The following is a 24,918-nucleotide window of genomic DNA, read 5'->3' on the forward strand; positions in this document are numbered from 1 at the left end:
GGCAACCGGCCAATGGGCGGTGTTGCGTAAGAAGAACGCAAGAAAAGGGTGTCGCATGCGGCGCGGCGCATTTCAGTACAATCCCGGCTTGACTCCTGCTCGATTTCAGCCAGAGGCCCGCAAACGGGGCTTTGCGCATGCGGGATCTGCCCCGATCACGTCCGATCACGCCAGCCACACAGCCATGCCACTGCCCCTCCTCGCCCTTGCCGTCGCCGCGTTTGGTATCGGTACCACCGAATTCGTCATCATGGGCCTGCTGCCCGATGTCGCGCGCGACCTCTCCGTGTCGATTCCGGCGGCGGGCATGCTGGTCTCGGCCTACGCGCTGGGCGTGACGATCGGCGCGCCCATCGTCGCCATCGCTATCGCCAACGTGCCGCGCAAGGCGGCGCTGATGCGGCTGATCGGCATCTTTATCGTCGGCAACCTGCTGTGCGCACTGGCGCCCAATTATTCGATCCTGATGGCCGCGCGCATCGTCACGGCGTTCTGCCACGGTGCGTTCTTCGGCATCGGCTCGGTGGTGGCGGCCGGACTGGTCGCGCCCAACCGGCGCGCCCAGGCGATCGCGCTGATGTTCACGGGCCTGACGCTCGCCAACGTGCTGGGCGTGCCGCTGGGCACGGCGCTCGGCCAGCTCGCCGGCTGGCGCACGACCTTCTGGGCCGTGACGGGCATCGGCCTGCTGGCGGCGCTCGCCTTGCAGGTCTGCCTGCCGAAGCACATCGAAATGCAGAAAGCGAGCCTCGTGCGCGAATTCAGCGTGCTCAGGAATCCGCAGGTGCTGATGGTGCTGGGGATCAGCGTGCTGGCGTCGGCGAGCCTGTTCTCGGTGTTCACCTACATCACGCCGATCCTCGAAGACGTCTCCGGCTTCTCGCCGCACGAAGTCACCTTCGTGCTGCTGCTGTTCGGTCTGGGCCTGACGGTAGGCAGCACGCTGGGCGGCAAACTCGCGGACTGGAAGCTGATGCGCTCGCTGCTGGTGTTCCTCGCGATGATCGGCGTGGTGCTCGCGGTGTTCTCGGCGACCATGCACGACCCGGTCATGGCGAGCGCGACCATCTTCGTCTGGGGCGTGCTGGCGTTTGCGATCGTGCCGCCGCTGCAGATGCTGATCGTCAACCGTGCGAGCGAAGCGCCCAATCTGGCCTCGACGCTCAATCAGGGCGCGTTCAACCTGGGCAATGCCGGCGGCGCGTGGATCGGCGGCGTGGCGATCGGCTCGGGCGCCGCGCTCACGACGCTGCCGTGGGTGGGCCTGCTGATGGCGCTGGCCGCACTTGGCCTCACGTTCGTATCGGCGCAACTGGATCGCCGCGCGCGTCGCCGTACTGCGGTGAGCGGACCGACCACGGCGGTCTGACACGCCAGCGGGATTTTTCCACACGGACGGCATGGACAACACAGCGGGCGTAGTAGGATTGCGCCCGATGAAAACCGTCCTTACCCGCGATTTCCTCGCGCTGATCCTGAGCGTGGCTGTGGTTGGCCTGGGCTCCGGCGCGACTCTCCCGCTCACTGCTCTCGCGCTGACTGACGCCGGCTACGGCGCGACCGTGGTCGGCCTGCTCACGGCTGCCCAGGCGCTCGGCGGCCTGATTGTCGTGCCGATGACGGCGTGGATCGCCGCACGATTTGGCTCGCGCCAGGTGATCGTGGGGTCCGTGCTGGCCGTAGCCGTGGCGACGGCGCTGATGCAGTGCTGCGCGAATCTGTGGCTATGGGGTCTGCTGCGGATGATCTGCGGCGCGGCGCTGATGCTGCTGTTCACGATCGGCGAAGCGTGGGTCAACGAACTTGCCGACGACACCAATCGCGGCCGCGTGGTGGCGATCTACGCGACCACTTTCACGCTGTTCCAGATGACGGGGCCGGTACTGGTGAGCCAGATCGCCGACTATACGGCGTGGCGCTTCGCGATCTGCGGCGCGATCTTCCTGGTCGCCTTGCCGATGCTGGCGGCGATCCGCTCCAGTCCTCACACATCCGATCTGCATGAGCCGCATGGCAGCTGGCGACACGTGCTGCCGAAGATGCCGGCGCTGATTATCGGTACGGGATTTTTTGCGCTGTTCGATACGCTGGCGTTGTCGCTGCTGCCGCTCTTTGCGATTGGGCATGGGATTGGCAGCGAAGAGGCGGTGCTGTTTGCTTCGGTGGTGCTGCTCGGCGATACGACCATGCAGTTTCCGATTGGCTGGCTTGCCGACCGGCTCGGGCGTGAGCGGGTGCATGCGCTGATGGGCGTCGTCGTGGTTGCGTTGTTGCCGTTGCTGCCTTTTGTTGTCGAGGTGCCGTGGTTGCGCTGGCCGTTGTTGTTTGTTTTGGGGGCGGCGGCTGGGTCGATCTACACGCTATCGATTGTGGCTTGCGGGGAGCGGTTTGAAGGGGTGGCGCTGGTGTCGGCTAGCGCGTTGGTGAGCGCTTCGTGGAGCGCGGCTAGTTTTGGTGGACCGATTGTTACCGGGGCGCTAATGCAGCGTGCCGGGGGCGATTCCATGCTGTGGGTGCTGTTTGTTTGTGGGCTGATGTTTTTGGGGGCGTTGCGGTGGGAGCGGGTTCGCGCCATTGCGCGGCCATAGTGCCCGGCCTCTCATAAAATTGATCGGACCGCAAATCAATCACGAAAAGGTTCAGGTGTAACGGGCACTGCCAAACTTATTTCGCGAAATCAATACAACTTCACGTGCGTACCGACTGGAGAATCCGGGCGGACCTTTTGTCCGCGAACCAGCCCAGTAGCGGCTTTTCGACGTACAAGTGAACAATCACAGCCGACGCAACCGCAAGACCCGCTATGCTGGCGACTGCCAGCCAGAGGCTGAACTGATGGTGGAACATCCCGGACTTGATGGCCTTAGCAAAGACGTTCATCCAGAATCCGTGAGTCAGATAGAGTACATAGGACGCGTTGCCGAGCAATGCCAGGGTGCGCCCTAATCGGCCATGCCGGTCCTCCATGCGCATAAATGCGGCTACCAGCAGCACTGCCGGAATCCCCCAGGCCCACCATCTGAACGTGGTCGGCAGGCCGGCTGTGGCTTTATCGGGCGAGACCAGCGAAGCCCAATAGAAGAGCGCGACACACGCCATCGACACCATCCATCTGATGCGGGAGCTGGATTCAGGCAACCGCATGCCTACAGCGCCGAGAAATATACCGGCCAGAAATTCGACTACGATCGGATTTCCGTAATATTCGCCTTGTGCAGTGGCACCGACCGTTGAAAGCACGATCGGCACACCGGCGATGAGTGCGCCGATGAACGCCAGCCGATACTTTTGCCACGGAAGAAAGAGTGCAGCGGTACAAATGAGGTAAAAATAGACCTCATACACGAGCGTCCATGCAACGCCGAGAACCAAACCCGCCGAGGTAGTCGGTGGAAGCAAAAATGCCGATTCCACTAGGCCCACGGCTGCCAGCGGCCGGTGCTTATAGGCAATTCCGCTGCAGGATAGCGCGATCACCACGGCAAGGAACATCCAGTAAGGCGGGATGATTCGCGTAAGGCGACGGGTGAGAAAACGCTTGGCCGACGTTTGCGAAGAGAAGCCCGCAGTCGTGTGCCACATAACCAGCCCGCTGATCACGAAAAACACGTCGACACCGCATGCGCCTACACGCTGTATGGCAGCAGGCACATGCGCGAGCGGGCTAGCCGACATTTCTTCGAGAATGTGATGCGCCAGCACCGCAAATGCCGCAAAAAAACGCAGGTATTCCAGGCCACAGAGCTTGGGTTGCTGGTTCGTACGCATCGTCATAACTGAATGACTCCGGCGACATATCGGGTGTGGACCGCGAGATTATAGAATCGCGCCGTTGATGCCTGCGATCAAACTACTGCGTAACGTGCTTTAGACCACAGTACGGTGGCTTTCCGCGCGACAAAAAAATGCTGTCCCGCACGGGGACAGCATGAGTCGAACAGAGCGGCACGATCACCAGATCGTGCCAACGAGTTACTTAAGCGCAGGCAAAACCACCCCAACAGACGCCCCAAACCCTACGCGATACCCATCGCCTTGACACCATCCAGCCAGCGTCAGCTCATCGCCATCCTCGATAAACCCACGCGTCCCACCCGACTTAAGCGCAAGCGGATTTTTAGCGTTCCAGGTAATCTCAAGCAAACTTCCAAACGAATCCTCAGTAGGCCCAGAGATCGTCCCCGATCCCATCAGATCGCCCACGCGCGTGTTACATCCAGCGACCGTGTGATGCGCGAGCTGCTGCGCCATCGTCCAATACATGTGCTTAAAGTTAGTCCGCGAAATCGTCGTAGCCTCATCAGCGCCTTCAGGCCGCAGCAGCACTTCCAGCTCGATATCAAACCCATGCTCGCCAGCATGGCGCAGATACGCCAGCGGCTGCGGCTCCTGCACCGGCTGCGCCACGCGGAACGGTTCCAGCGCATCGAGCGTCACGATCCACGGCGAGATCGTCGTCGCAAAGCCCTTCGAATTGAACGGTCCCAGCGGCACATATTCCCACTGCTGGATATCGCGTGCGCTCCAGTCATTGAGCAGCACCATCCCGAAGATATGCGTCTCGGCATCCTCGCAGGCGATCGGCTCGCCCAGCGCGTTGCCCCGCCCGATGATGAATCCCGTCTCCAGTTCGATGTCGAGCTTGCGGCACGCGCCAAACACCGGCCGCTCCTGGTCCGGCAGCTTCAGCTGACCATTCGGACGGCGCACCGGCGTACCGCTCACCACCACCGACGATGCACGTCCGTTATAGCCAATCGGCATTTCCGACCAGTTCGGCAGCAGCGCATTCTTCGGATCTCGAAACATCGATCCCACGTTGGTGGCGTGCTCTTTCGACGAATAGAAGTCCGTGTAGCCGGGAATATCCACCGGCAGATGCAGCTTCGCATCGGCGAGTTTGACGAGCGCGCGGGCGCGCAGTGCGGCGTCGTCACGCAACGGGGCGGTGTCCTTCGCGAGCAGCGACGATAGCTGTACCCGCACGCTGCGCCATGTATCGCGGCCGAGTGCGATGAAGTCGTTCAGCGCCGGCCGCGCAAACACATTCGCCTCCGACGGCAGGCGCAGCAGTCCGGCTTCAACCAGCGCGGCCAGATCCGCGACCTGATCGCCGATCGCCACGCCCACGCGCGCATGCGCCTGCTGCGCCGTGCTGAACACGCCGAACGGCAGGTTCTGGATCGGGAAATCGCAGGCCGCGTCGTTTGCGCTGTCGATCCAGCTCTTGCGCGCGGGGTCGAGGGTCGCCTGCAGATCGCTATGGTTAGGGATGCTCATTGCTGCTCCGGATTGAAGTGTTTCTTGAGGCCTTGCCAGCACTCGTAGTAATGCGCCTGCAGCTGGCTCGTTTCGAGCGCGAATTGCGTCGGGCGGATCAGCGTGCGGGTCTCGAACATGAACGCCATCGTGTCGCCAACTTTGTGCGGCTTGCTCGTATCGGCGTTCGAGGCTTTTTCAAAGGTCTCGGCATCCGGGCCGTGGCCCGACATGCAGTTGTGCAGGCTCGCGCCGCCCGGCACGAAGCCCTCGGCCTTGGCGTCGTAGACGCCGTGCACGAGGCCCATGAATTCGCTCGCCACGTTGCGGTGATACCAGGGCGGGCGGAAGGTGTTCTCGGCGGCCAGCCAGCGCGGCGGGAAGATCACGAAGTCGATCGAATCGACGCCCGGCGTGTCGGTCGGCGCATGCAGCACGAGGAAAATCGACGGGTCCGGATGGTCAAAGCTGATCGAGCCAATCGTGTTATAGCGGCGCAGATCGTACTTGTAGGGCGCGTAATTGCCGTGCCACGCCACCACGTCGAGCGGCGAATGGCCCATATCCGCGCGCCACAGTTCGCCGTTCAGTTTGGTGACGAGTTCGAACTGCCCTTCACGGTCTTCATAGGCGGCCACCGGCGTCAGGAAATCGCGCGGGTTCGCCAGTCCGTTCGAGCCGATCACGCCCAGATCCGGCAGGCGCAGCAGCGCGCCGAAGTTCTCGCAGATATAGCCGCGCGCCTCGCCATCGGGCAATTCGACCGCGAAGCGCACGCCGCGCGGGATCACCGCGATCTCGAACGGCTCGATGTCGAGCTTGCCCATTTCCGTCGCAATCGACAGTCGCCCCTGTTGCGGAACGATCAGCAGTTCGCCATCGGTGTTGTAGAAGAAGCGGTCCTTCATCGAGCGGTTGGCCGCGTAGAGATGGATCGCGCAACCGCTCATCGAAGCCGCCGAGCCATTGCCCGCCATCGTCACCCAGCCGTCGATGAAATCGGTCGGCGCGGTGGGCATCGGCAGCGCGTCCCAGCGCAGCTGGTTGGGCGGCGTGGGCGGCACAGCACCGAAATCGGCGACGAGGCGCGCGCCTTCGCCGTCGGCTTTGCTAGCGAGCGGCGTGAACGGCTGATGCACCGCGCCCGGACGGATGCGATAGAGCCACGAGCGACGATTGTGCGAGCGCGGCGCGGTGAAGGCCGTGCCCGACAGCTGCTCGGCGTACAGGCCGTAGGCGCAGCGCTGCGGCGAGTTCTGGCCCGCGGGCAAGGCGCCGGGCAACGCTTCGGTCGCGAATTCGTTGCCGAAGCCGCTCATGTAGCCATCCGGGTAACCGTCGTGGCCGCGAGCGGGCGCGTGCTTCACGTCGGGCAAAGGTGCGTTCATCACTGTCTCTCCAGGTTCCCTACCGATTCGGCCGGCGCGGCGGCATGGTCAAGCTGTCTTCCGTCGCGCGATTTACGAATAGTAAAACGGATTCTGATTAGTGAAATTACATGTAAACCCTGGGAATCCCCTTCCTGAGCGGCGGAGCCACGCCTGGCAAGCCTTCGCGTGTGGATATCGTTATCACCAATCAGTGCATGCCGCAGCGTCCGGGGCTGCTACCATCAAGTCATGCGGCCCCCGTGGCCGCGTCGCTGTTTTTTCTTTCCGACTTCCTGGTTCTCTTCATCGCGTCATGATCGCTCCGACCATTCCCGAGCTTGTTGCCCGCTCCGCCAGCCATCCTTTTCTCGGCGAGCACCTGGCGATGGGGAGCGGCGCGCATCACGCCGAAGCCATCGCGCGGCGTCGCGGCGTGGAAATGCTCAGCGCCTACGAGCCGATCTACGACATCAGCGTGCACGGCGGCGCACAGTCGCTCACCGCCGATCTGTCGTCGGCTGCGCGTTTTGGCGACGAACTCGGCTTTCAGGCGGTGACGCTGCGCGACGACGGCGGCAAGATCACGCCCTTCGATCCCTTCTCCGACACGCTCGACGACCCCGAACTGGTGGCGCTCGATCGCTGCGTGCGGGCGCTGCATACGATCAACTTTCTGGGTTCGCAGCAGCACGGCCTGCTGTTCCTGCGCGTGCACGAGCGTCTGCTCAAGAGCGTGAAATACGATCACGGACGCCATTTTTCGAACGTGCTGGTGTCGTTCGGGCTCAATCCCGGGCGGGTAGTGATTGAATTGCCGGCGGCGGCGGTCGCGCATCGCACCTTCGTCGGCTATCTGACGAAGAGTTATCAGCGCTATGGCTTCAAGGTGGCGGGCAATCTGTCCAACGCGGGGCAGATCCTGTCGGTGTCCGACAGCGCGCGGCTCGATTTCGTGAAGATGGACGCCAGTTCGGCGTTGCGCGATTCGATGGTCAAACCGCTCGTGAGTTACGCGGCGCGGCTGCGCATTCCGCTGATTTTCAACCGCGTGATGGACGTCGCCCAGTTCGAGCAATTGCAGCAGTACGACGTGCGCTTCGTGCAGGGGCCCGTGTTCGACGCGCAGAACAGCGCGGCTTGATGAGCCTGAAAAGCAGAACGCCGCGCTTCAAAGGCGCGGCGTTCTGCTTGTAGAGGATGCGGGTTGCCCGGTTTAGAGGCTGATCGGTTCCTGTTCCAGTTCCACGCCAAAGCGCGCCAGCACATCGGCCTGGATCGCCCGCGCGAGGTCGAGGATGTCGCTGCCGCACGCGCCGCCGCGATTCACCAGCACGAGCGCCTGACGCTCATGGACCGCCGCCGCGCCCAGCGCGCGCCCCTTCCAGCCACACTGATCGATCAGCCAGCCCGCCGCCAGCTTGACGCGGCCATCGGCCTGCGCATACGAGACCACCTGCGGCTCGCGCAACACGAGCGCGTCGAACTGCTCCGCCTCGATCACCGGATTCTTGAAGAAACTGCCCGCGTTGCCGAGCACGAGCGGATCGGGCAGCTTGGCGCGGCGCACCGCCACCACCGCGTCGAACACGTCGCGCGCGTGACGCGCTTCGGCGAGCCCTTGCTGCGCGAGTTCGCGCGCCAGGTCGGCGTAACCGGCGTTGGCGCGCCAGGCCTTCGGCAACCGGAACGTGACCGATGCGATCACGAAGCGATCGCGCCCTTCGCGCTTGAAGAAGCTGTCGCGATAGCCGAAGCCGCAGTCGGCGGCGTCGAATTCATAGGCCGTGCCGGTTTCAAGCTCGATGGCGCGCACGCGGACGCAGCGTTCGGCCATTTCCAGCCCGTAAGCGCCGATGTTCTGGATCGGCGCGGCGCCCACCGTACCCGGGATCAGCGCGAGGTTTTCGAGACCCGGCATGCCCGCTTCGAGCGTCCACGCCACGAAATCGTGCCAGTTCTCGCCCGCGGCGGCTTCCACGTACCACGCGGCGTCGTCTTCGTGCACGACGCGCTTGCCTGCCAGCGCGATCATCAGCACGAGACCGTCGAAGTCGCGCGTGAGCACGACGTTGCTGCCGCCGCCCAGCACGAGCGTGGGCAGACCGGCGGCGCGCGGGTCGTTCAGCGCCTTCGTGAGATCGGCTTCGTGTTCGATGCGGCAGGCCAGACGCGCGCGCACGTCGAAGCCGAAGGTGTTATGCGCGCGCAGCGCATAGCCAGCGGAAAACCACACGGGGGACGGATCGGCGGGCGCGAGAGAGGCAGACATCGGGAAAAATCGGGACGGAAACTGGACGGGATCGGGCTGAGGGGCTGTCGTTGCGCTTCGCGCCGCGCAGCCTTGGGCAAACCGGGCCACGCCGGTAAAATGGCGCGGTCCGTGATTATAGCGAGTGCGCGGCGCGTCTCAGTATGCGACGCAGCGTGGCTCGCACCTTTGGGAGAAAGCAATGCCATCGTTTGACGTCGTCAGCGAAGCCAACATGATCGAAGTGAAGAACGCGATCGAGCAATCCAACAAGGAGATCTCCACTCGCTTCGACTTCAAGGGCTCGGATGCGCGCGTCGAGCAGAAGGAACGCGAGCTGACCGCGTTCGCCGACGACGACTTCAAGCTCGGCCAGGTGAAGGACGTGTTGATCTCGAAAATGGCCAAGCGCAATGTGGACGTGCGTTTCCTCGACTACGGCAAGATCGAAAAGATCGGCGGCGACAAGGTGAAGCAGATCATCACCGTGAAGAAGGGCGTCTCGGGCGACCTCGCCAAGAAAATCGTGCGTCTGGTGAAGGACAGCAAGATCAAGGTCCAGGCCAGCATCCAGGGCGACGCCGTGCGCGTGACGGGCGCCAAGCGCGACGATCTGCAGAACACCATCGCCATGCTGCGCAAGGACGTGACCGACACGCCGCTCGACTTCAACAACTTCCGCGACTGATGTAGCCGCACGCCGCTCGTTGCGGCGGGACTTGAGGCAGGTTTCAAGCGCCCGTCGCGACGAGCGGCATCAATACCTCGCCCGTTTCCAGCAGGGTCTTCAGATTCGACAGGATGCGCGGCCAGCCGTCCGACACGGCGTCGATGAACTTCGAGCCTGGGCGGTTCACCCGATGCGTGACCGTAAGTTTCACGGCATGCTCCACCGCCTCGATTTCCAGCGTGCAGAGGGAATCGCCCTCCTCGCTCAGCTCCGGGCGAAACACATTGCGCCAGCGAATCACCAGTCGTTTCGGCTTGGCTGCTTCAACGATCTCGCCCGAATCGGCCACGCGGCCATCGGCGAAATGCAGCGACCAAGGCGAGCCCGCCTGCCAGTCGCTTTCCTGATGCATGCCGTACCAGTAGCGCTCGGTAAAAGCGGGGCTCGTGAGCGCCGTCCAGAGTTCGTCGGGCGTGGCGCGGATGTAGGTGACGTAGGTGAAGCGTGATTCGCCCGCTGCGTTTGCGTCATGGGGCATGTCGGTTTCCTTGCGCTTCGATCGACTCAACGAGCATACGCATGCTCATACCGTTCTTTCAAGCTCCATCTCCAATGGCGTTGCCGACCTCTGACGCAACAGTCCCGTCTGGCGGCCCTTTTCACGAATGATCCTCGCTCTGGCCCGCGCCCTGAGCGCCGACGTGGCTCGCGTGATGTCTTCCATCCAGATCTTCGAACCATATGCCCCATTGAGCAGCCCTGGCGCCCATACCGCTTCATCCAGACGCGGAAAGTAAATCGACGACCCCGCGCCCCAGATTTCGATCCTTGCCAGTTGCGTCGGCGTGGGCCACGACTCCATGAAGTGGAATTCTTGAATCAGCACGATGGGCACCGCGATATCTACGCCATGCGCGTACGAGATTTCGAGTTTGCGACTTGTGCGGTTGTAATGCGCGGCGACCGCGACCGGAATTTTCTCTCCCGCCCGCCCAGCGGCTTCGTACTCCTCACAGGTGAAGACAACCATGTTTGAGATCTCCTGAAGTCAATTTGTTTCCAGTGCCAGCAAAGGTGTCGGACTTCCGGTTGCAGCGCTTTTACGAAGCGTCTGACGACGCGTTGTGTAAGCGGAGTGCGTTCGCGCAAAACCGGCGGCCCATCCGGACAATTGAGGTTTAAGACGCACTCGCCGTCAGAGGTCTCGACGTGAACATGCGCTGGATCATGGTCATTCGAATGGATTCTCACGAGAGCGCCTAAGACACGAAGAACGATTGGCATTGGGACTTCGAAATTAACCGAATGTGAGGTTTCCTGAGCGTCCGTTCCCGGCAAAGCCACAGCGCTTCCTTGCGCCAAAACAAAGCCATCCACAAACGCGATCGAAGCCCAGCATAAGCATTCGCACCGATGCTGAAACCTCAGCCAAACGGCCAAAACTACAGGCGAAAAAAACGGCGCCGCAGCGCCGTTTTCCCACTTCCGCTCAACCAAAAAAATCAATCGAGCTTGAACTGCCCCACCGCTTCCGCGAGATTCACCGCCTGGCTACGCAACGCGGCCGCAGCCGCCGTCGATTGCTCGACCAGCGCCGCGTTCTGCTGCACCATCTCGTCGAGCTGGCTCACCGCGCGGTTCACTTCCTGAATCCCGCGCGTCTGCTCGCCGGCGGCATTGGTCACTTCCGAAATGATGGTCGTCACGTTCGAGACGTTCGCGACGATCTCGTCCATCGTTTCGCCCGCGCGGCGCACCAGTTGCGAGCCCGAATTCACGCTCGCCACCGTCGATTCGATCAGCCCCTTGATCTCGCGCGCCGCCTGCGCGCTGCGCTGCGCGAGGCTGCGCACTTCGCCCGCGACCACCGCGAAACCGCGCCCCTGCTCGCCCGCGCGCGCTGCTTCCACCGCCGCGTTGAGCGCCAGAATATTGGTCTGGAATGCGATCCCGTCGATCACGCCGATGATGTCGGCGATCTTCACGGAAGCCTTCTCGATCGCGCCCATCGTATCGACCACGTCGCTGATCACCGCGCCGCCGCGCGACGCCACCGTCGAGGCCGAGTTCGCCGTGATGTCCGCCTGCTGGGCGGCGTTGGCCGATTGCGCGACCGTCGCGGTGATTTCCTCCATCGAGGCCGCGGTTTCTTCCAGGCTCGCCGCCGCCGATTCCGTGCGGCCGGATAGATCGATGTTGCCAGCGGCAATTTCATCGCTCGCGGTGCGTACGGACTGGCTCGCGTCGCGGATATGGCGCATCACGTCGCGCAGTTTGTCCATGAAGCCGTTGAACGAGCGCGCGATCTGTGCGACTTCGTCGTTGCCGGTGACCGGCAGGCGCTGCGTGAGATCGCCCTCGCCCGCGCTGATCGCGTCCATCGCGTCGCGCACGCTCGACAGGCGCTTGAACGATACCGAGGTCGCCGCGCCCACCACCAGCGCCGCCACCACCGAAATCACCACCAGCGTAATCAGAGAAACGGTGAGCAGCGAGCGCATGCCCGCCAGCGCATCAGCGCGGTCGAACGCGACGATCACGCGCCAGTCCGTGCCCGCAATCGCCTGCGCGCGCATCAGCTTGGCGTCGCCGTTCACGTCGATATGCACCGGGCGCGTCGCGGCAAACAGCGCGGCCAGCTTGTCGCCGGAGAGATCGGGCGCAACGTCGGTGACCGGCTTGAGCGTGAGCTTGGCGTCGTCGTGCGCGACGATCTCGCCCGCGCTGTCGACCAGCATGCCGAAGCTCGCCGGCGTCGGGTGAATCGAGCGCACGTTGGCGATCACGCTGTCCATCGCCACGTCGCCGGAAATCACGCCCTTGACCTGGCCATCGCGGATCACGGGCGTGGCGAACGCCACCACCAGCTTGCCGGTGCCCACGTCGACGTAAGGCGGCGTCACCACGCCCTTGCCCGCCGCCACGGCTTGCTTGTACCAGGGACGGCCGGTCGGGTCGTAGTCGGGCGGGATGCCGGTCGCGTCGGAGAACTTCGCGGTCTTGTCGGCGTAACCGACGTAGACGTTGGTGAAGCCGCCGGCCGTCGCGATCTGCTTGAGCATCGGCACGGGATCGGGTTGCAGCACGGCGTCCTGCAACGATTCGATCATCTGCGCGTGCGTCGCCACCCAGTCGCCAATGCCCTCGGCGTGGCTGTTCTCGACCGCAGTCAGTGTCGCGTCGATCGAATCCTTGTTGTGCGAGTTCGCAACGAAATAGTCGAGCGCGGTATTGGCCGCAAGCGCCACGACGACGATAACGACGCATAGCGCGACGATGCGCGCGCGAATGGTGGAAAACATGGGTGAAAAAGCGCCGTGTGGGAGTGGTTTGAATCAGACTGCCGAACAGAAAAAACTGACTGCGACTGACTGCCATGAGTGGACGACAGACGCAATTACGGCAGGCGGCGCAGGCGACTTGAGTAGGGTTTATCGGGGTATGAACGCGCGATTATTCGGGCATGCGCGCGCAATCGGTAAATCGCATAAATGCCTGATCTGGCGGGAATTTATTGCAGGCGGATCGAAAGCTGAAATGCAAAACGGCCCGCACACAGGGCGGGCCGTTTCAGGGCAATCGGTTCAACCGTAAAAAGCCTTATTTGCTGGCCGCGGCGGCCTTCTTTTTATCGCCGATACGGCTTTCGGTGCCGTTCATCAGCTTGCTGATATTGGCGCGGTGACGCCAGAACAGCAGCACGCTCATGGCGAGAATCGCCAGCGCCATGACGTGCGCGCCGAACATGAAGACGTCGAACAGCGGCGCAAACACCGCAGCGGCCAGCGCCGCCAGCGACGAATAACGCGTGAAGAACGCGACGATCAGCCAGGTGAGCAGCGTCAGGCCGCCCAGTACGGGATTGACGGCGAGCAGCACGCCAGCGGCGGTCGCCACGCCCTTGCCGCCCTGAAAGCGGAAGAAGACCGGATAGAGATGGCCGAGAAACACGGCGATGGCGGCCAGCGCCACGGCGGTTTCACCCAGACCGAATTGCGGCGCGAAGCGCGCCGCCAGCCAGACCGCGAGCCAGCCCTTGAAGGCGTCGCCGATCAGCGTGAGGATGGCGGCCTTCTTGTTGCCGCTGCGCAGCACGTTGGTCGCGCCCGGATTGCCGGAGCCGTAGGAACGCGGGTCATCCAGGCCCATCACGGCGCTGACGATCACGGCAAACGAAATCGAGCCGATCAGATAGGCGGCGACGGCGACTAACAGGTTGTACATGCACGAAACCCGAAGGAGTGGAAACAGAGCGCTGCGTGCGCGAAGGCGCTCATTCTACCGAAGCAGGCGCGCGCTTTCCCCCTGTATTCCACCTATAGCAGGGAAACCCATGGAAACCAGGGATCGAACGTTGGCGGCGCTTGCTCAGTCAACCAGCGCGCACTGGACCGGCTTGGCGCCCAGCAGCGTGGTCAGCACCGCGGGCGCGAGGCTCACGAGATAACCGCGTTTGCCGCCGTTGAGCCAGATCTGGTCGAGTTCGAGGATCGTCGATTCGACGTAGACCGGCATCGCCTTCTTCGTGCCGAACGGCGACGTGCCGCCCACCAGATAACCCGAATGACGATTCGCGACTTCCGGTTTGCAGGGCTCGACGCTCTTCGCGCCAATCTGCCGCGCGAGATTCTTGGTCGACACCTTGCGGTCGCCGTGCATGAGGACGATCAGCGGTTTGGCGCGCTCGTCCTCCATCACCAGCGTCTTGACGACGCTATGCTCGTCCACGCCGAGCTGGCGCGCGGATTCTTCCGTGCCGCCGTGCTCGACATACTCATAGGGATGCTCGCCGAACGCGACGCCCGCGCGGCGCAGCATCTGCGTGGCGGGCGTTTCGGAGACGTGTTTCGATTTGCTCATGGCGCGCATTTTAATGCGCAACGCCAGCCAACGTCGGGCAAGGCCGCCGCGCCGCACATCGGATCGCTTCAACCGCGCGGATGATGCTTCGCGTGCAGCAGGCGCAAACGCTCGCGCGCAACGTGCGTGTAAATCTGCGTGGTCGAAATATCGCTATGGCCGAGCAGCAGTTGCACCACGCGCAGATCCGCGCCGTGATTGAGCAGGTGGGTGGCGAAGGCGTGCCGCAGCGTGTGCGGCGAAAGCGGCGCATGCACGCCCGCTTGCAGCGCGTGGCGCTTGATGATGTGCCAGAACTGCTGACGCGTCATGCCTTCGGCGCGAGCGGTGACGAACAGCGCGTCGCTCGTGCGCGCGCCCAGCAGCGCGGGCCGCGATTCGCGCAGATAGCGCGTGATCCACGCCGACGCCTCTTCGCCAAAAGGAATCAGCCGCTCCTTCGAACCCTTGCCGAGCACGCGCACGACGCCTTCGTTCAACCCCACCTCGACGGTCTTGAGCGTGACGAGTTCGGTCACGCGCAAGCCGCTCGCGTACATCAGTTCGAGCATGGTGCGATCGCGCAGGCCCAGCGGCGTGGCGACATCGGGCGCGCCGAGCAGCGCCTCGACCTGGGCTTCCGTGAGCGTGGTGGGAAAGCGCGGCGCCTGTTTCGCCGAGCGGATGCGCACGGTTGGGTCCGCGCTCACGCGCTGCTCGCGCAACGCCCAGCCGTAATAGCGGCGAAACACCGAAAGCCGCCGGTTCGCCGAAGTCGATTTATCGTCCTTGCGGCGCGCGCTATAGGCGATCAGATCGTCTTCCTGCACCACGTCGAGACCGTGTTCGCGCGCCCTGGCGAGCCATTGCGCGAACAGGCGCAAATCGCGCCGGTAAGCATCGAGCGTGTTGCGTGACAGATTGTGCTCAAGCCACATGGCGTCGCAGAACGTGTCGATGGCGAGCTGGCTCGTGGCGAGCGCCTGCGCGGCGGCGGGCGTGAGCGTGCTTTCGTCCGCGTCGGCGGCGTCGGTCGCTCCGATTGCTTCGTCGGCGAACGCGTCTTCGTGCTCGTCCGCGAAATCGTCGTCGCTCGGGCCGTTGTCGGGGTCTTCGTGTAACTCGTGCTGATCGTTCATGTCTTTCGGGTTGTGCGCCGCGCTCATCGGATCGTGACGCCTTCGTGGGCGAGCAGCCAGCGTTTCACGTCGCGGAAAAAACCGTCGCCGCCGTGATGCGAAAAGCCGCCGATGCCGCTGGCCGACACCACGCGATGGCAGGGAATCACGATCGGAAAATAGTTCGAGCCGCAAGCCTGCCCCACCGCGCGCGCGTTGATGGTGCCGACGCGCTGCGCCAGCTCGCCGTAAGTGAGCACGCTGCCGAGGCCAATCGAGCAGATGCCGTCCCACACGCGGCGCTGGAAATCGGTGCCGAGCGGTGCAAGCGGCAGATCGAAAGGCGCGGCTGCGTCGTCGAGATAGCGCACGATCTGCACGGCAGCGCGTTCGGCGAGTGCGGAATTGGGCGCGAGGCCCGGCGTGTCGCCAGGCAGATAAACGATATCGCGCACGCCGTCCTCGCCAGTGACGATGCCGACCTTGCCGAACGGCGCGTCGATCACCGCGTTGTAGTTGCGCGGCGCGATCTTGCGCAGCGCCTGCGCGCTGGGCGCTTTTTCGGGCTTTGCGGGCCTCGCGGGTGGCGCGGGCGGCACGTGCGCGGCCTCGCGCATCGCCGCGTCTTCCGCGTCGTCCCACAGTGAATACGATGCCGATGCTTTCATCTCGTCGCTCCTTGTCCGGATCGATCAGGCCGCTTCCAGCGCCCACTCCACATGTTCGCGCACAATCGCCGATTCGTCATGCGCGCGCTCGCGCAGCGCCGCCACGATGGCCTCGCGTCGCTCCGGCATGTCGCTTGACGCCGGATTGCGCAGCGCATTACCCATCGCCACGGCGATGTTGCGCGACCAGCTCTCGAAGCCGATGCGCCGGATCGCGCTGCCTTGCATGCGCTCGTCGAATTGCGCCGCGCTCCAGCCGAACAGCTCGACCAGACTCGCGCGATCGAGCCCATGCCGCACGTCGAAATCGGCCACCGGCGCGGCCTGCGCGAACTTGTTCCACGGGCACACCAGCTGGCAGTCGTCGCAACCATAGACGCGATTGCCGATCGGCTCGCGCATCTCCAGCGGGATGCTGCCCTTGAGTTCGATCGTCAGATACGAAATGCAGCGCCGCGCATCGACGCGATACGGCCCGGTAATCGCGCCCGTCGGGCACGCGTCGATGCAGCGCGTACAACTGCCGCAATGCGCGCCGGGCGTTTCGGGCGCGGCGGATTCGGGATCGTCGGCATCGGTCGGCAGCGGAATATCGACGAAGATTTCGCCGAGGAAAAACAGCGAGCCCGCATCGCTTTGCAGCAGCAGCGTGTGCTTGCCGCGCCAGCCGATGCCGGCCTTCTGCGCCAGTTCCACTTCGAGCACCGGCGCGGAATCCGTAAAGACGCGATAGCCGAATGCGCCGATTTCCTTTTCGATGCGCTCGGAAAGCTGTTGCAGGCGCGCGCGCATGACCTTGTGATAGTCGCGCCCGCGCGCATAGACCGAGACGACCGCTGCGTGCGGGTCGGCCAGGCGGGCGTGTTCGCGTCGACGCCAGTCTTGCGGCGCGCTTTCAGACTGCAATTCGGGCGTCTTTCCCGATGCGTTCGCCTGCGCAACGCCCTCCAGCGTCGAAGCCGGTAAATACGCCATGCGGGCCGTGATGACACGTCGCGTACCGGCCACAAGCTCGGCGGGCCGCGCGCGTTTCATGCCATGTTTGGCCATATAATCCATCTCGCCGTGGCAGCCCGCTTCGAGCCATGCGGCAAGGCCCGCCTCGGCATGCGACAGGTCGGTATCGCTGATACCGATCGCACCGAACCCCAGCTCGCGCCCCCATGCGCGGATACGCGCCGCGAGCGCGGCCAGCGCCGCCTCGTCGAGCGTTGCGGTTTGCTCGCGAGCAGCCGCGTCAGCGCCCGACGCCATATTCGACGCCACTGCTGGCTGTGCTGGCTGTGCTGGCTGTTGCGAGGCAGGCGCTGCGTTCGACGCGCGCGCCTCGTCCGAGGGGGAAAGCAAGGGGTTCATCACGCTATTTTACGAGAATGCCCGACACGCCCGAACAGCACCACGCGAGCCTGCCCGCCGTTCCCGTTCAACTCGAACGCCGTTTCGAGCTCGCGGACGAAACCGCCACCGATGCGTTCGGCGCTCGCTTCGCGCACGCGCTCGACGCCCTGCGCACGCAAGAATCCAGCCAGTCAGACGCCTCACGGCCTGCATTCGCGGGCCTGCACGTGCAGTTGCTCGGCGATCTGGGCGCAGGCAAGACCTCGCTCGTGCGCGCCGCGCTGCGCGCGCTCGGCCATACGGGCCGCGTGCGCAGCCCGACCTACACACTGGTCGAGCCTTATACCGTCGCGCGCCCGGATAGCGCGGGCGGGGAACTCCAGCTCTATCACTTCGATCTGTATCGATTCAGCGACCCGGCCGAATGGGCCGACGCCGGCTTTCGCGAGTATTTCGCGCAAGGCGCGGTCTGTCTCGTCGAATGGCCCCAACGCGCGGGTGGCCTGCTTGGCGTGCCCGACCTCGTGTTCCAGCTCGAACCCGGTCCGCACGGTGAAGGCCGCGTGCTCACCGCCTACGCATACAGCGCATCAGGAAAGGCATGTCTAGAAAGATGTTAATCAAACCGTTCCGCTCGATCGAATCGGCCGCCACCGCCACGCACAACTGGCGACGCCGGCAGATCCTGAAAGCGGGCGCGTCGTCGCTGTTGCTGGGCCTCGCCGCTCCGCGCCTCGCGTGGGCGACCTCGGTGATGGGCGTGCGGGTGTGGCCGGCGCGCGATTACACACGCGTGACCATCGAATCCGATCAGCCGCTCACCAACACGCAGACGCTGCTGCAAAACCCCGATCGACTCGTGGTCGATCTAAGCGGCCTCGATCTCGACGACGCACTGAAGAACCTCGTCTCCAAGATCACGCCGAACGATCCGCAGATCCAGGCGGTGCGCGTCGGGCAATACCAGCCGCACGTCGTGCGCATGGTGTTCGACCTCAAGGGCACGGTCAAGCCGCAGGTGTTCACGCTGCAGCCGGTGGGCTCGTACAAGTACCGGCTGGTGTTCGACCTTTACCCGGCCGTTGCGCCCGATCCGCTGATGGATCTGCTCGCGCAGACCGAACACAAGCAGCAGCAACTCGACGCCCACCAGGCGATGCGCGACAGCGCGCCGCCCTCGACGCCGTCTACGCTGGCCGGTCCCAACACGCCGCCTGCGCACGACAACAGCGACGCGTTCTTCAACCGCTACGCGCAGAACGACGGCGCGCCCGCGCCTCGGCCCACGCCGTCTGCTCCGTCCATGCCGCCTGTGCCGCCCGTCATGGCGAAGCCGAAGCCCGCGCCAAAGCCGCCCGTCGTCGCCCAGAACAACGACGACGATGGTGGCAAGGACAGCGACAACTACGCCTTCACCACGCCGAAGTCGAACAAGAGCGGCACCACGCGTCTGCTGACCGTGGCGATCGACCCGGGCCACGGCGGCGAAGATCCGGGCGCGATCGGCAGCGGCGGCACCTACGAGAAGCACATCGCGCTCGACATCGCCAAGAAGCTGCGCGCCAAGATCGACGGCCAGCCCAATATGCGCGCGATGATGACGCGCGACGCCGACTTCTTCGTGCCGCTCAACGTGCGCGTGCAGAAGGCGCGCCGCGTGGGCGCGGACCTGTTTGTGTCGATTCACGCCGACGCCTTTACGACGCCTTCGGCGCGCGGCTCGTCGGTGTTCGCGCTGTCGGAGCACGGTGCGTCGAGCGCGGCCGCGCGCTGGATGGCGAACAAGGAAAACTCGTCGGACCAGATTGGCGGCATCAGCGTGCAGACGGCCGACGCCGCCGTGAACCGCGCGCTGTTCGATATGTCGACCACGGCGCAGATCCGCGATTCGCTGCGCTACGGCAATTTCGTGCTCAACGAAGTCGGCGACATCAACCATCTGCACAAGGGTTCGGTCGAGCAGGCCGGCTTCGCGGTGCTCAAGGCGCCCGATATTCCGTCGATCCTCGTGGAGACCGCCTTCATCAGCAACCCTGAAGAAGAATCGAAGCTCAACGACGACGCCTATCGCGACAAGATGGCCAACGCCATCCTCAAGGGCATCAAGCGCTATTTCGCGGCCAACCCGCCGCTGGCGAAGAACCGCATGACGTAACGCGCGCATTCGCACGCGCCGCTTACGCGAAAACGCCGCGCCATCCTCACGGATGCGCGGCGTTTCCTTTTGCTGCCAGGCTAGCGCGGCTTACGTGCGCGCCGCCGAAAACCGCTGCTTCACCCAGCCGCCGAACACGTTGACGATCAGACCGGCCATCACCAGCGCCGCGCCGCCGACCTGCGCCCCCGTCAGACGCTCGCCAAGCAGCACGGCCGCCGAAGCCAGCCCGACGATCGGCACGAGCAGCGAGAACGGCGCGACCTGGCTGGCCGGATACTTCGAGAGCAGGCGGCTCCAGAGGCTGTAACCGAGGATCGTCGCGATAAACGCCAGATAGACGATCGCGCCGATCGACGGCATGCCAATGCCGGTGAGCGCGGCCTCGATGCGCTGCGGCCCTTCCATGAAGTACGACAGCACGAGGAACGGCAGCGGCGGAATCAGGCTCGCCCACACCACGAGACCGACCAGATCGATCTTGCCCACCTTCTTCGTGACGATATTGCCGAGCGCCCACATGCAGGCCGCGCACAGCGTCAGCACGAAACCGGCCGCCGTCATGACCTGCGCGCTTGCAGCGCCGCCTCCCGACGACTGCAGTCCGATCAGCGCCAGCCCGCCCGCCGCGATCAGCAGGCCGATCACGTTCTGCGCGCGAAACCGCTCGCCGAGGAAAAACGCCGCGAACACCAGCGTGAAGAACGCCTGCGCCTGCAGCACCACCGACGCGAGCCCAGCGGGCATGCCCACGTACATCGCCGTGAAGAGAAACGCGAACTGGCCGAACGAGATGGTCGCGCCATAGGCCAGCAGCCAGCGCAGCGGCAGCTTCGGGCGCTTGACGAACAGCACCGCCGGGAACGCCGCCAGCGCGAAGCGCAACGCGCCGAGCAGCAAAGGCGGCACGCCGTGCAAGCCCACCTTGATCACGACGAAATTCACACCCCACGCGAGCACCACGACCAGCGCGAGCAACAGGTCCTTCGGTGACATCTCCGGCTCCGGTTATTGTTCTGTCAAATGAATCTGTAAGTTTAACGGTTGCGTCGCTGACGCGTCGGCCCCCGCCTTACACGGACTTAACGGCATACCGTCAGAGCGAGCGTTAGAATGAGCGCCTGTCCGCGCGGCGGCCCTTCGCCTGCCGTGCCTCACCTCCAGATTCGTACCGTCCGGTTCATCAAGGAAGCGTCCATGTCCTCATCGATCAAAGCGGTCCTCAAGCCCCACCAGCGCGACATCGGCAATCTCTATGTGCGCCGCGTGCTGCCCGCGATGGCCGCGCGCCTGGTCGGGCCGTTCATCTTCTTCGATCACATGGGCCCGGCCACGCTCGCGCCCGGCGCGGGCGTCGACGTGCGCCCGCATCCGCATATCGGCCTGGCCACCGTCACCTATCTGTTCGACGGCGCGCTGATGCACCGCGACTCCATCGGCTCGAATCAGAAGATCCTGCCTGGCGACGTCAACTGGATGACGGCGGGACGCGGCATCGTCCATTCGGAGCGCACGCCCGAGGACAGCCGTGACGGCAGCCTCACGATGCACGGGATCCAGACCTGGGTGGCGCTGCCGCTCGAACATGAAGACACCGATCCCTCGTTCTTCCACCACGAAGCCGCCACGCTGCCCAAGGTGGAGCGCAACGGCGTGACGCTGTGCGTGATCGCGGGTACGGCGTTCGGCGCGACCGCGCCCGTCAAGACCTTCTCGGGCACGCTCTATGTGGCCGCCGATTTCGCGCCGGGCAGCGTGATCGCCCTCGACGCGGAACACGAAGAACGCGGCGTCTATCTGGTCGAAGGCGATCTGACGATCGACGGCACGCCGCTCGAACAGCACACGATGGCCGTGCTCACGCCCGGCGAAACCGTCACGCTCGCGAGCACCAATGGCGCGCGCGTAATGCTGCTGGGCGGCGAAAAGCTGGCGGGCGAGCGCTTCATCGAATGGAATTTCGTGGCCAGCTCACGCGAGAAGATCGAAGCGGCCAAGGCGGCGTGGACACGCCAGGAAATGGGGCAGGTGCCGGGCGAGACGGAATGGATTCCGTTGCCCGAGAAAAAGCCCGCGCATTGACGCGCGTTCGCATTGAAGCACATCGTTTTGCCCCCATCTTCGCGAATGACGGAATTTTCCTAACGAGGACGCAATGGATACCACTCTGGCCACTTTTGAAAAGGACGTGATCGAAGCGTCGGCGCTCGCGCCCGTGCTGGTCGACTTCTGGGCGCCGTGGTGCGGCCCGTGCAAGACGCTCGGCCCGATGCTCGAAAAGCTGGAAGCCGAATACGCGGGCAAATGGAAGCTCGTGAAGGTGAACGTCGACGAAAACCAGGAACTAGCCGCGCACTTCCAGGTGCGCAGCATTCCGCACGTCGTCGCTTTCGCGGATCGCCAGGCGGTGGACCAGTTCATCGGCGTGTTGCCGGAAAGCCAGTTGCGCGCGTTCCTCGACCGCCTGATCCCGGACTCGGCCGAAGCCTCGCGCCTCGCCGCCCAGGAAGCGCTCGCCGAAGGCCGCCGCGAGGATGCCTATGAAGCGCTGCAGGCCGCGCTCGCCTATGACCCGGGTTTCGACGAAGCCCGCATGGATCTGATCGAACTGCTGCTGGCCGACAATCGCGCCGACGACGCGCACAAGGAAGTCGAACTGCTCTCGCCCAAGACCACGCAGGGAATCGATGCGCGCTTCAATGCGCTGAAGACGCGTCTGGACGCGCTGGACGTCGCAGCCGATCTGCCGCCGACCGACGCGCTGGAAGCCCAGGTGAGCGCGAATCCGGACGACCTGGAAGCGCGTTTCGATCTGGCGAGCGCCTTGATCGCGCGCCGCAAGTACGCCGGTGCGCTGGAGCACTTGCTGGAGATCGTGAAGCGCGACCGCACGTTCCGCGACGATATCGGCCGCAAGACCATGCTGTCGGTGTTCGATCTGGCCGAACATCAGCCGCAACTGGTCAGCGAATGGCGACGCAAGTTGAGCGCGACGCTGAACTGAGTCCGCGCCGATCCGCAATGACTGCCCGCAAAAAAGCCCGCGAACTGCGGGCTTTTTGCTGGGCGCGCTTTGAGGTGTGATTAGCCGGGGCGCGTCTTGCGGCTATGCCTCAGACTGCCGACGTAAGCGACGCTCATGAGCTGCGACATAAAGCCGGAACAGATACGAAAGCGCCTGAACAATGCAGAACGTGATGCCCGCGATGATCAGCACGCCATAGTTGTGTGAAAAATTCCACGCGAGATTCGTCATCATGTTGCCTGCGGGATTAGCGTCATTCGATGCTACAACGACGCCGCCGCTCATTTCGCGAACAACACAGAACTCCGAAGCATCAAAAGCTTTGCGAGATCAAACTTCCAGCGCGGCACGCGACCGTTAGTTCCGGAAACTGCGCGCCGCCGCACCTCAACGCGAATTCGCCTGATGCGCAAGCGTGCGCAGCACATACGCCGCGGCCGCAAAACCAAAGCTCGCGGTCACGCAGACGCTCGATCCAAAACCCGCGCAATTGAGCCCCACCGGACCTTGATGGCCCGGCGACGTCGTCACGTGCTCGGCTTCGTTATCGACGTCGCACACGGCGGCTTCCGGATAAATCAACGGTTCGTCCGAATACACCGCGCTCACCTTGAAGCGCGCCTTCGGGCCGCGCGGAAAACCGTGGTGCTTGCGCAGTTGCCCGCGCACCTTCGAAAGCAGCGGGTCCTGAATCGTGAGCGCGAGATCGTCGATACGGATGCGCGTCGGGTCCAGTTGACCGCCCGCGCCGCCCACGGTGATAAGCGGCACGCGATGCTCGACACACCACGCAATCAGCGCGGTCTTGGTACGCACGCTGTCGATCGCGTCCACCACGTAGTCGAAGCCGCTGCCCAGTAGCGCGTCAAAATTCGACGGCTCGACGAAATCCTCCACGAGGCGCACGTCGCAGTCCGGGTTGATCAGCTTGATGCGCTCGGCCATCGCTTCGACCTTGGGCTTGCCGTAGTTGCCGTCGAGCGCGTGGATCTGGCGGTTGGTATTGCTTTCCGCCACGTTGTCGAGGTCGATCAGCGTCAGCGTGCCGATGGCGCTGCGCGCAAGCGCCTCCGCCACCCAGGAACCCACGCCGCCGATGCCGATCACCGCCACATGCGCGCGCTCGAACGCTTCGAGCGCGGGTGCGCCGTAAAGCCGCGCCACACCGCCGAAGCGGCGCGCCCGGTCGGCAACATCGGCCGCGTCGGGCGCGGTAAGATCGGCGGGTTCGGCCGCGGGTTGGAACGAGGCGGTCGAAGCGGAAAGCGGTGTACTGGTGGACATGACGGTAGAAGATCGAAAGCGGACCGATTGCATACTGTCACGGCCCTGGCAAGACCCGTATTTTGCCTGATCGCGCCGTGTTGGGCTGAGCGCCGTCTCGCCACGGTGCGCCCCGCCCGTCCGCGGCATCCGGCCCGCATTCTGGTTATACTCGTCCGCACTGAAGCGCCTGCATAAAACATGACCTCCCTCGCCGATCTCCGCAAGAACTACTCGCTCGGCTCGCTCGACGCCGCCGACGTCGACGCCGATCCGATCCGCCAGTTCCAGACCTGGTTTGCCCAGGCGCTCGACGCGCAGCTGCCCGAACCCAACGCGATGACCGTCGCGACCGTCGACGCCGATGGCCGTCCGGCCGCGCGCATCCTGCTGATCAAGGGCGTGGACGAGCGCGGCTTCGTGTTCTTCACCAACTACGACAGTCGCAAGGGCCGCGAGCTGGGCGCCAATCCACACGCCGCGCTGCTGTTCCACTGGGTCGAACTGGAGCGACAGGTGCGTATCGAAGGCCGCGTCGAGAAGACCAGCGATGCGGAAAGCGACGCCTACTATCAGTCGCGTCCGCTCGGTTCGCGCATTGGCGCGTGGGCGTCGGAGCAAAGCGCGGTGATCGACAGCCGTGCCCAACTCGAAGCGCGCGAGCGCGAAATCAGCGCACAGTATGGCGATGCGCCGCCGCGTCCGCCGCACTGGGGCGGCTACCGCCTCGTGCCGGACGCCATCGAGTTCTGGCAAGGCCGCCCCTCGCGGCTGCATGACCGCATCCGCTATACGCGCGAGAACGCGCAGGCGCCGTGGCGCATCGACCGGCTCGCGCCCTGAGCGCGTTCTGACCGTCGATCGACCCAGGGCGCGCAGCGCAAGGCACGCCCGCCGTTTCGCCCGAGTTTTGTAGTGCGCATCGCAATTCGCTTTTGTCTTTTTGCTTGAGCCGTTCAATTCAC

24 protein-coding genes are annotated in these 24,918 nt (G+C 64.2%); 9 read left to right on the forward strand and 15 right to left on the reverse strand.

The genetic code is table 11. The features are described from left to right. The first annotated feature begins 184 nt into the window (after window positions 1–184). The gene (locus tag F3J17_RS16905; RefSeq protein ID WP_167060822.1) at window positions 185–1,369 is read left to right on the forward strand and encodes an MFS transporter; all 1,185 of its coding nucleotides are present in this window, start codon (window positions 185–187) and stop codon (window positions 1,367–1,369) included. Window positions 1,370–1,436: 67 nt separating this feature from the next. Next, the gene (locus tag F3J17_RS16910) at window positions 1,437–2,588 is read left to right on the forward strand and encodes an MFS transporter (RefSeq protein ID WP_167060825.1); all 1,152 of its coding nucleotides are present in this window, start codon (window positions 1,437–1,439) and stop codon (window positions 2,586–2,588) included. A gap of 100 nt (window positions 2,589–2,688) precedes the next feature. Here the strand turns inward: F3J17_RS16910 and F3J17_RS16915 are convergent, their stop codons facing one another. From F3J17_RS16915 to hmgA, 3 genes are all read right to left on the reverse strand, one after another. Continuing rightward, complete coding sequence (locus F3J17_RS16915) at window positions 2,689–3,774, reverse strand: acyltransferase (RefSeq protein ID WP_240161021.1); 1,086 nt, start codon at window positions 3,772–3,774, stop codon at window positions 2,689–2,691. 198 nt (window positions 3,775–3,972) lie between these two features. Continuing rightward, complete coding sequence (fahA, locus tag F3J17_RS16920; RefSeq protein ID WP_167061185.1) at window positions 3,973–5,274, reverse strand: fumarylacetoacetase; 1,302 nt, start codon at window positions 5,272–5,274, stop codon at window positions 3,973–3,975. A gap of 2 nt (window positions 5,275–5,276) precedes the next feature. Then, on the reverse strand, window positions 5,277–6,578 hold the full coding sequence (gene hmgA, locus F3J17_RS16925) for a homogentisate 1,2-dioxygenase (protein ID WP_240161032.1): 1,302 nt from the start codon (window positions 6,576–6,578) through the stop codon (window positions 5,277–5,279). Between the two features lie 364 nt (window positions 6,579–6,942). Between hmgA and F3J17_RS16930 the strand changes: the two genes are divergently transcribed. Then, window positions 6,943–7,770 (forward strand): EAL domain-containing protein, encoded by an 828-nt coding sequence (locus F3J17_RS16930; RefSeq protein ID WP_167060830.1) that lies wholly within the window; start codon window positions 6,943–6,945, stop codon window positions 7,768–7,770. A 72-nt stretch (window positions 7,771–7,842) separates the two neighbouring features. Here F3J17_RS16930 and murB read toward each other — a convergent pair whose 3' ends face one another. Further along, entirely contained in the window at window positions 7,843–8,898 is a 1,056-nt protein-coding gene (gene murB / locus F3J17_RS16935; protein WP_167060833.1) for a UDP-N-acetylmuramate dehydrogenase, read from the reverse strand. A gap of 181 nt (window positions 8,899–9,079) precedes the next feature. Between murB and F3J17_RS16940 the strand changes: the two genes are divergently transcribed. After that, a complete protein-coding gene (locus F3J17_RS16940; protein ID WP_167060835.1) occupies window positions 9,080–9,565 on the forward strand; it encodes a YajQ family cyclic di-GMP-binding protein in 486 nt (161 codons plus the stop codon). A gap of 43 nt (window positions 9,566–9,608) precedes the next feature. Here F3J17_RS16940 and F3J17_RS16945 read toward each other — a convergent pair whose 3' ends face one another. From F3J17_RS16945 to queG, 8 genes are all read right to left on the reverse strand, one after another. Continuing rightward, the gene (locus tag F3J17_RS16945; protein ID WP_167060838.1) at window positions 9,609–10,085 is read right to left on the reverse strand and encodes an SRPBCC family protein; all 477 of its coding nucleotides are present in this window, start codon (window positions 10,083–10,085) and stop codon (window positions 9,609–9,611) included. Between the two features lie 45 nt (window positions 10,086–10,130). Then, window positions 10,131–10,577, reverse strand: coding sequence for a DUF2442 domain-containing protein (locus tag F3J17_RS36275; protein WP_240161022.1), 447 nt, complete (start codon window positions 10,575–10,577; stop codon window positions 10,131–10,133). A 472-nt stretch (window positions 10,578–11,049) separates the two neighbouring features. Further along, entirely contained in the window at window positions 11,050–12,849 is a 1,800-nt protein-coding gene (locus F3J17_RS16955; RefSeq protein ID WP_167060843.1) for a methyl-accepting chemotaxis protein, read from the reverse strand. Between the two features lie 298 nt (window positions 12,850–13,147). Continuing rightward, a complete protein-coding gene (gene plsY, locus F3J17_RS16960) occupies window positions 13,148–13,771 on the reverse strand; it encodes a glycerol-3-phosphate 1-O-acyltransferase PlsY (protein ID WP_167060846.1) in 624 nt (207 codons plus the stop codon). A gap of 144 nt (window positions 13,772–13,915) precedes the next feature. Next, entirely contained in the window at window positions 13,916–14,407 is a 492-nt protein-coding gene (ybaK, locus tag F3J17_RS16965; RefSeq protein WP_167060848.1) for a Cys-tRNA(Pro) deacylase, read from the reverse strand. A 68-nt stretch (window positions 14,408–14,475) separates the two neighbouring features. Further along, window positions 14,476–15,552: a site-specific tyrosine recombinase XerD gene (gene xerD, locus F3J17_RS16970; RefSeq protein WP_240161023.1), complete on the reverse strand. Its 1,077-nt coding sequence runs from the start codon at window positions 15,550–15,552 to the stop codon at window positions 14,476–14,478. After that, window positions 15,549–16,034 carry a methylated-DNA--[protein]-cysteine S-methyltransferase gene (locus F3J17_RS16975; RefSeq protein ID WP_345891212.1) on the reverse strand — a complete coding sequence of 162 codons (486 nt, stop codon included), beginning with the start codon at window positions 16,032–16,034 and terminating at the stop codon, window positions 15,549–15,551. Before F3J17_RS16975 ends, xerD begins: the two co-directional genes overlap by 4 nt. A 162-nt stretch (window positions 16,035–16,196) precedes the next feature. Further along, entirely contained in the window at window positions 16,197–17,426 is a 1,230-nt protein-coding gene (gene queG, locus F3J17_RS16980) for a tRNA epoxyqueuosine(34) reductase QueG (protein ID WP_167060854.1), read from the reverse strand. 119 nt (window positions 17,427–17,545) lie between these two features. Between queG and tsaE the strand changes: the two genes are divergently transcribed. Next, window positions 17,546–18,130, forward strand: coding sequence for a tRNA (adenosine(37)-N6)-threonylcarbamoyltransferase complex ATPase subunit type 1 TsaE (gene tsaE, locus F3J17_RS16985; RefSeq protein ID WP_167060857.1), 585 nt, complete (start codon window positions 17,546–17,548; stop codon window positions 18,128–18,130). After that, entirely contained in the window at window positions 18,112–19,665 is a 1,554-nt protein-coding gene (locus tag F3J17_RS16990) for an N-acetylmuramoyl-L-alanine amidase (protein WP_167060860.1), read from the forward strand. The genes tsaE and F3J17_RS16990 overlap by 19 nt, the downstream gene beginning before the upstream one ends. Before the next feature lie 90 nt (window positions 19,666–19,755). Here the strand turns inward: F3J17_RS16990 and F3J17_RS16995 are convergent, their stop codons facing one another. Further along, a complete protein-coding gene (locus tag F3J17_RS16995) occupies window positions 19,756–20,661 on the reverse strand; it encodes an EamA family transporter (protein ID WP_167060862.1) in 906 nt (301 codons plus the stop codon). Window positions 20,662–20,862: 201 nt separating this feature from the next. Between F3J17_RS16995 and F3J17_RS17000 the strand changes: the two genes are divergently transcribed. Then, the gene (locus tag F3J17_RS17000) at window positions 20,863–21,747 is read left to right on the forward strand and encodes a pirin family protein (RefSeq protein WP_167060865.1); all 885 of its coding nucleotides are present in this window, start codon (window positions 20,863–20,865) and stop codon (window positions 21,745–21,747) included. Window positions 21,748–21,820: 73 nt separating this feature from the next. Further along, the gene (gene trxA / locus F3J17_RS17005; RefSeq protein WP_167060867.1) at window positions 21,821–22,669 is read left to right on the forward strand and encodes a thioredoxin; all 849 of its coding nucleotides are present in this window, start codon (window positions 21,821–21,823) and stop codon (window positions 22,667–22,669) included. Between the two features lie 102 nt (window positions 22,670–22,771). On the opposite strand, the gene F3J17_RS17010 is transcribed toward trxA, so the two are convergent. Together F3J17_RS17010 and tcdA are read right to left on the reverse strand one after the other, a co-directional pair. Further along, on the reverse strand, window positions 22,772–22,924 hold the full coding sequence (locus tag F3J17_RS17010) for a hypothetical protein (RefSeq protein ID WP_167060870.1): 153 nt from the start codon (window positions 22,922–22,924) through the stop codon (window positions 22,772–22,774). Between the two features lie 153 nt (window positions 22,925–23,077). After that, complete coding sequence (gene tcdA, locus F3J17_RS17015; RefSeq protein WP_167060873.1) at window positions 23,078–23,974, reverse strand: tRNA cyclic N6-threonylcarbamoyladenosine(37) synthase TcdA; 897 nt, start codon at window positions 23,972–23,974, stop codon at window positions 23,078–23,080. A gap of 180 nt (window positions 23,975–24,154) precedes the next feature. On the opposite strand from tcdA, the gene pdxH reads away from it, so the two are divergent. Continuing rightward, on the forward strand, window positions 24,155–24,796 hold the full coding sequence (gene pdxH / locus F3J17_RS17020; RefSeq protein ID WP_167060876.1) for a pyridoxamine 5'-phosphate oxidase: 642 nt from the start codon (window positions 24,155–24,157) through the stop codon (window positions 24,794–24,796). Window positions 24,797–24,918: the final 122 nt, after the last annotated feature.

The organism is Burkholderia sp. Ax-1719 (assembly GCF_011753055.1).
Classification (GTDB): Bacteria; Pseudomonadota; Gammaproteobacteria; order Burkholderiales; family Burkholderiaceae; genus Paraburkholderia.

Excerpts from the sequence above, each read along its gene's own strand:
- F3J17_RS16905 (WP_167060822.1), top strand. The coding sequence starts at position 185 with ATGCCACTGCCCCTCCTCGCCCTTGCCGTCGCCGCGTTTGGTATCGGT.
- F3J17_RS16910 (WP_167060825.1), top strand. The coding sequence starts at position 1,437 with ATGAAAACCGTCCTTACCCGCGATTTCCTCGCGCTGATCCTGAGCGTG.
- F3J17_RS16915 (WP_240161021.1), bottom strand. The coding sequence starts at position 3,774 with ATGACGATGCGTACGAACCAGCAACCCAAGCTCTGTGGCCTGGAATAC.
- hmgA (WP_240161032.1), bottom strand. The coding sequence starts at position 6,578 with ATGAGCGGCTTCGGCAACGAATTCGCGACCGAAGCGTTGCCCGGCGCC.
- F3J17_RS16930 (WP_167060830.1), top strand. The coding sequence starts at position 6,943 with ATGATCGCTCCGACCATTCCCGAGCTTGTTGCCCGCTCCGCCAGCCAT.
- murB (WP_167060833.1), bottom strand. The coding sequence starts at position 8,898 with ATGTCTGCCTCTCTCGCGCCCGCCGATCCGTCCCCCGTGTGGTTTTCC.
- F3J17_RS16940 (WP_167060835.1), top strand. The coding sequence starts at position 9,080 with ATGCCATCGTTTGACGTCGTCAGCGAAGCCAACATGATCGAAGTGAAG.
- F3J17_RS16945 (WP_167060838.1), bottom strand. The coding sequence starts at position 10,085 with ATGCCCCATGACGCAAACGCAGCGGGCGAATCACGCTTCACCTACGTC.
- F3J17_RS36275 (WP_240161022.1), bottom strand. The coding sequence starts at position 10,577 with ATGGTTGTCTTCACCTGTGAGGAGTACGAAGCCGCTGGGCGGGCGGGA.
- F3J17_RS16955 (WP_167060843.1), bottom strand. The coding sequence starts at position 12,849 with ATGTTTTCCACCATTCGCGCGCGCATCGTCGCGCTATGCGTCGTTATC.
- plsY (WP_167060846.1), bottom strand. The coding sequence starts at position 13,771 with ATGTACAACCTGTTAGTCGCCGTCGCCGCCTATCTGATCGGCTCGATT.
- ybaK (WP_167060848.1), bottom strand. The coding sequence starts at position 14,407 with ATGAGCAAATCGAAACACGTCTCCGAAACGCCCGCCACGCAGATGCTG.
- xerD (WP_240161023.1), bottom strand. The coding sequence starts at position 15,552 with ATGAGCGCGGCGCACAACCCGAAAGACATGAACGATCAGCACGAGTTA.
- queG (WP_167060854.1), bottom strand. The coding sequence starts at position 17,426 with ATGGCGTCGGGCGCTGACGCGGCTGCTCGCGAGCAAACCGCAACGCTC.
- tsaE (WP_167060857.1), top strand. The coding sequence starts at position 17,546 with ATGCCCGACACGCCCGAACAGCACCACGCGAGCCTGCCCGCCGTTCCC.
- F3J17_RS16990 (WP_167060860.1), top strand. The coding sequence starts at position 18,112 with ATGTCTAGAAAGATGTTAATCAAACCGTTCCGCTCGATCGAATCGGCC.
- F3J17_RS16995 (WP_167060862.1), bottom strand. The coding sequence starts at position 20,661 with ATGTCACCGAAGGACCTGTTGCTCGCGCTGGTCGTGGTGCTCGCGTGG.
- F3J17_RS17000 (WP_167060865.1), top strand. The coding sequence starts at position 20,863 with ATGTCCTCATCGATCAAAGCGGTCCTCAAGCCCCACCAGCGCGACATC.
- trxA (WP_167060867.1), top strand. The coding sequence starts at position 21,821 with ATGGATACCACTCTGGCCACTTTTGAAAAGGACGTGATCGAAGCGTCG.
- F3J17_RS17010 (WP_167060870.1), bottom strand. The coding sequence starts at position 22,924 with ATGATGACGAATCTCGCGTGGAATTTTTCACACAACTATGGCGTGCTG.
- tcdA (WP_167060873.1), bottom strand. The coding sequence starts at position 23,974 with ATGTCCACCAGTACACCGCTTTCCGCTTCGACCGCCTCGTTCCAACCC.
- pdxH (WP_167060876.1), top strand. The coding sequence starts at position 24,155 with ATGACCTCCCTCGCCGATCTCCGCAAGAACTACTCGCTCGGCTCGCTC.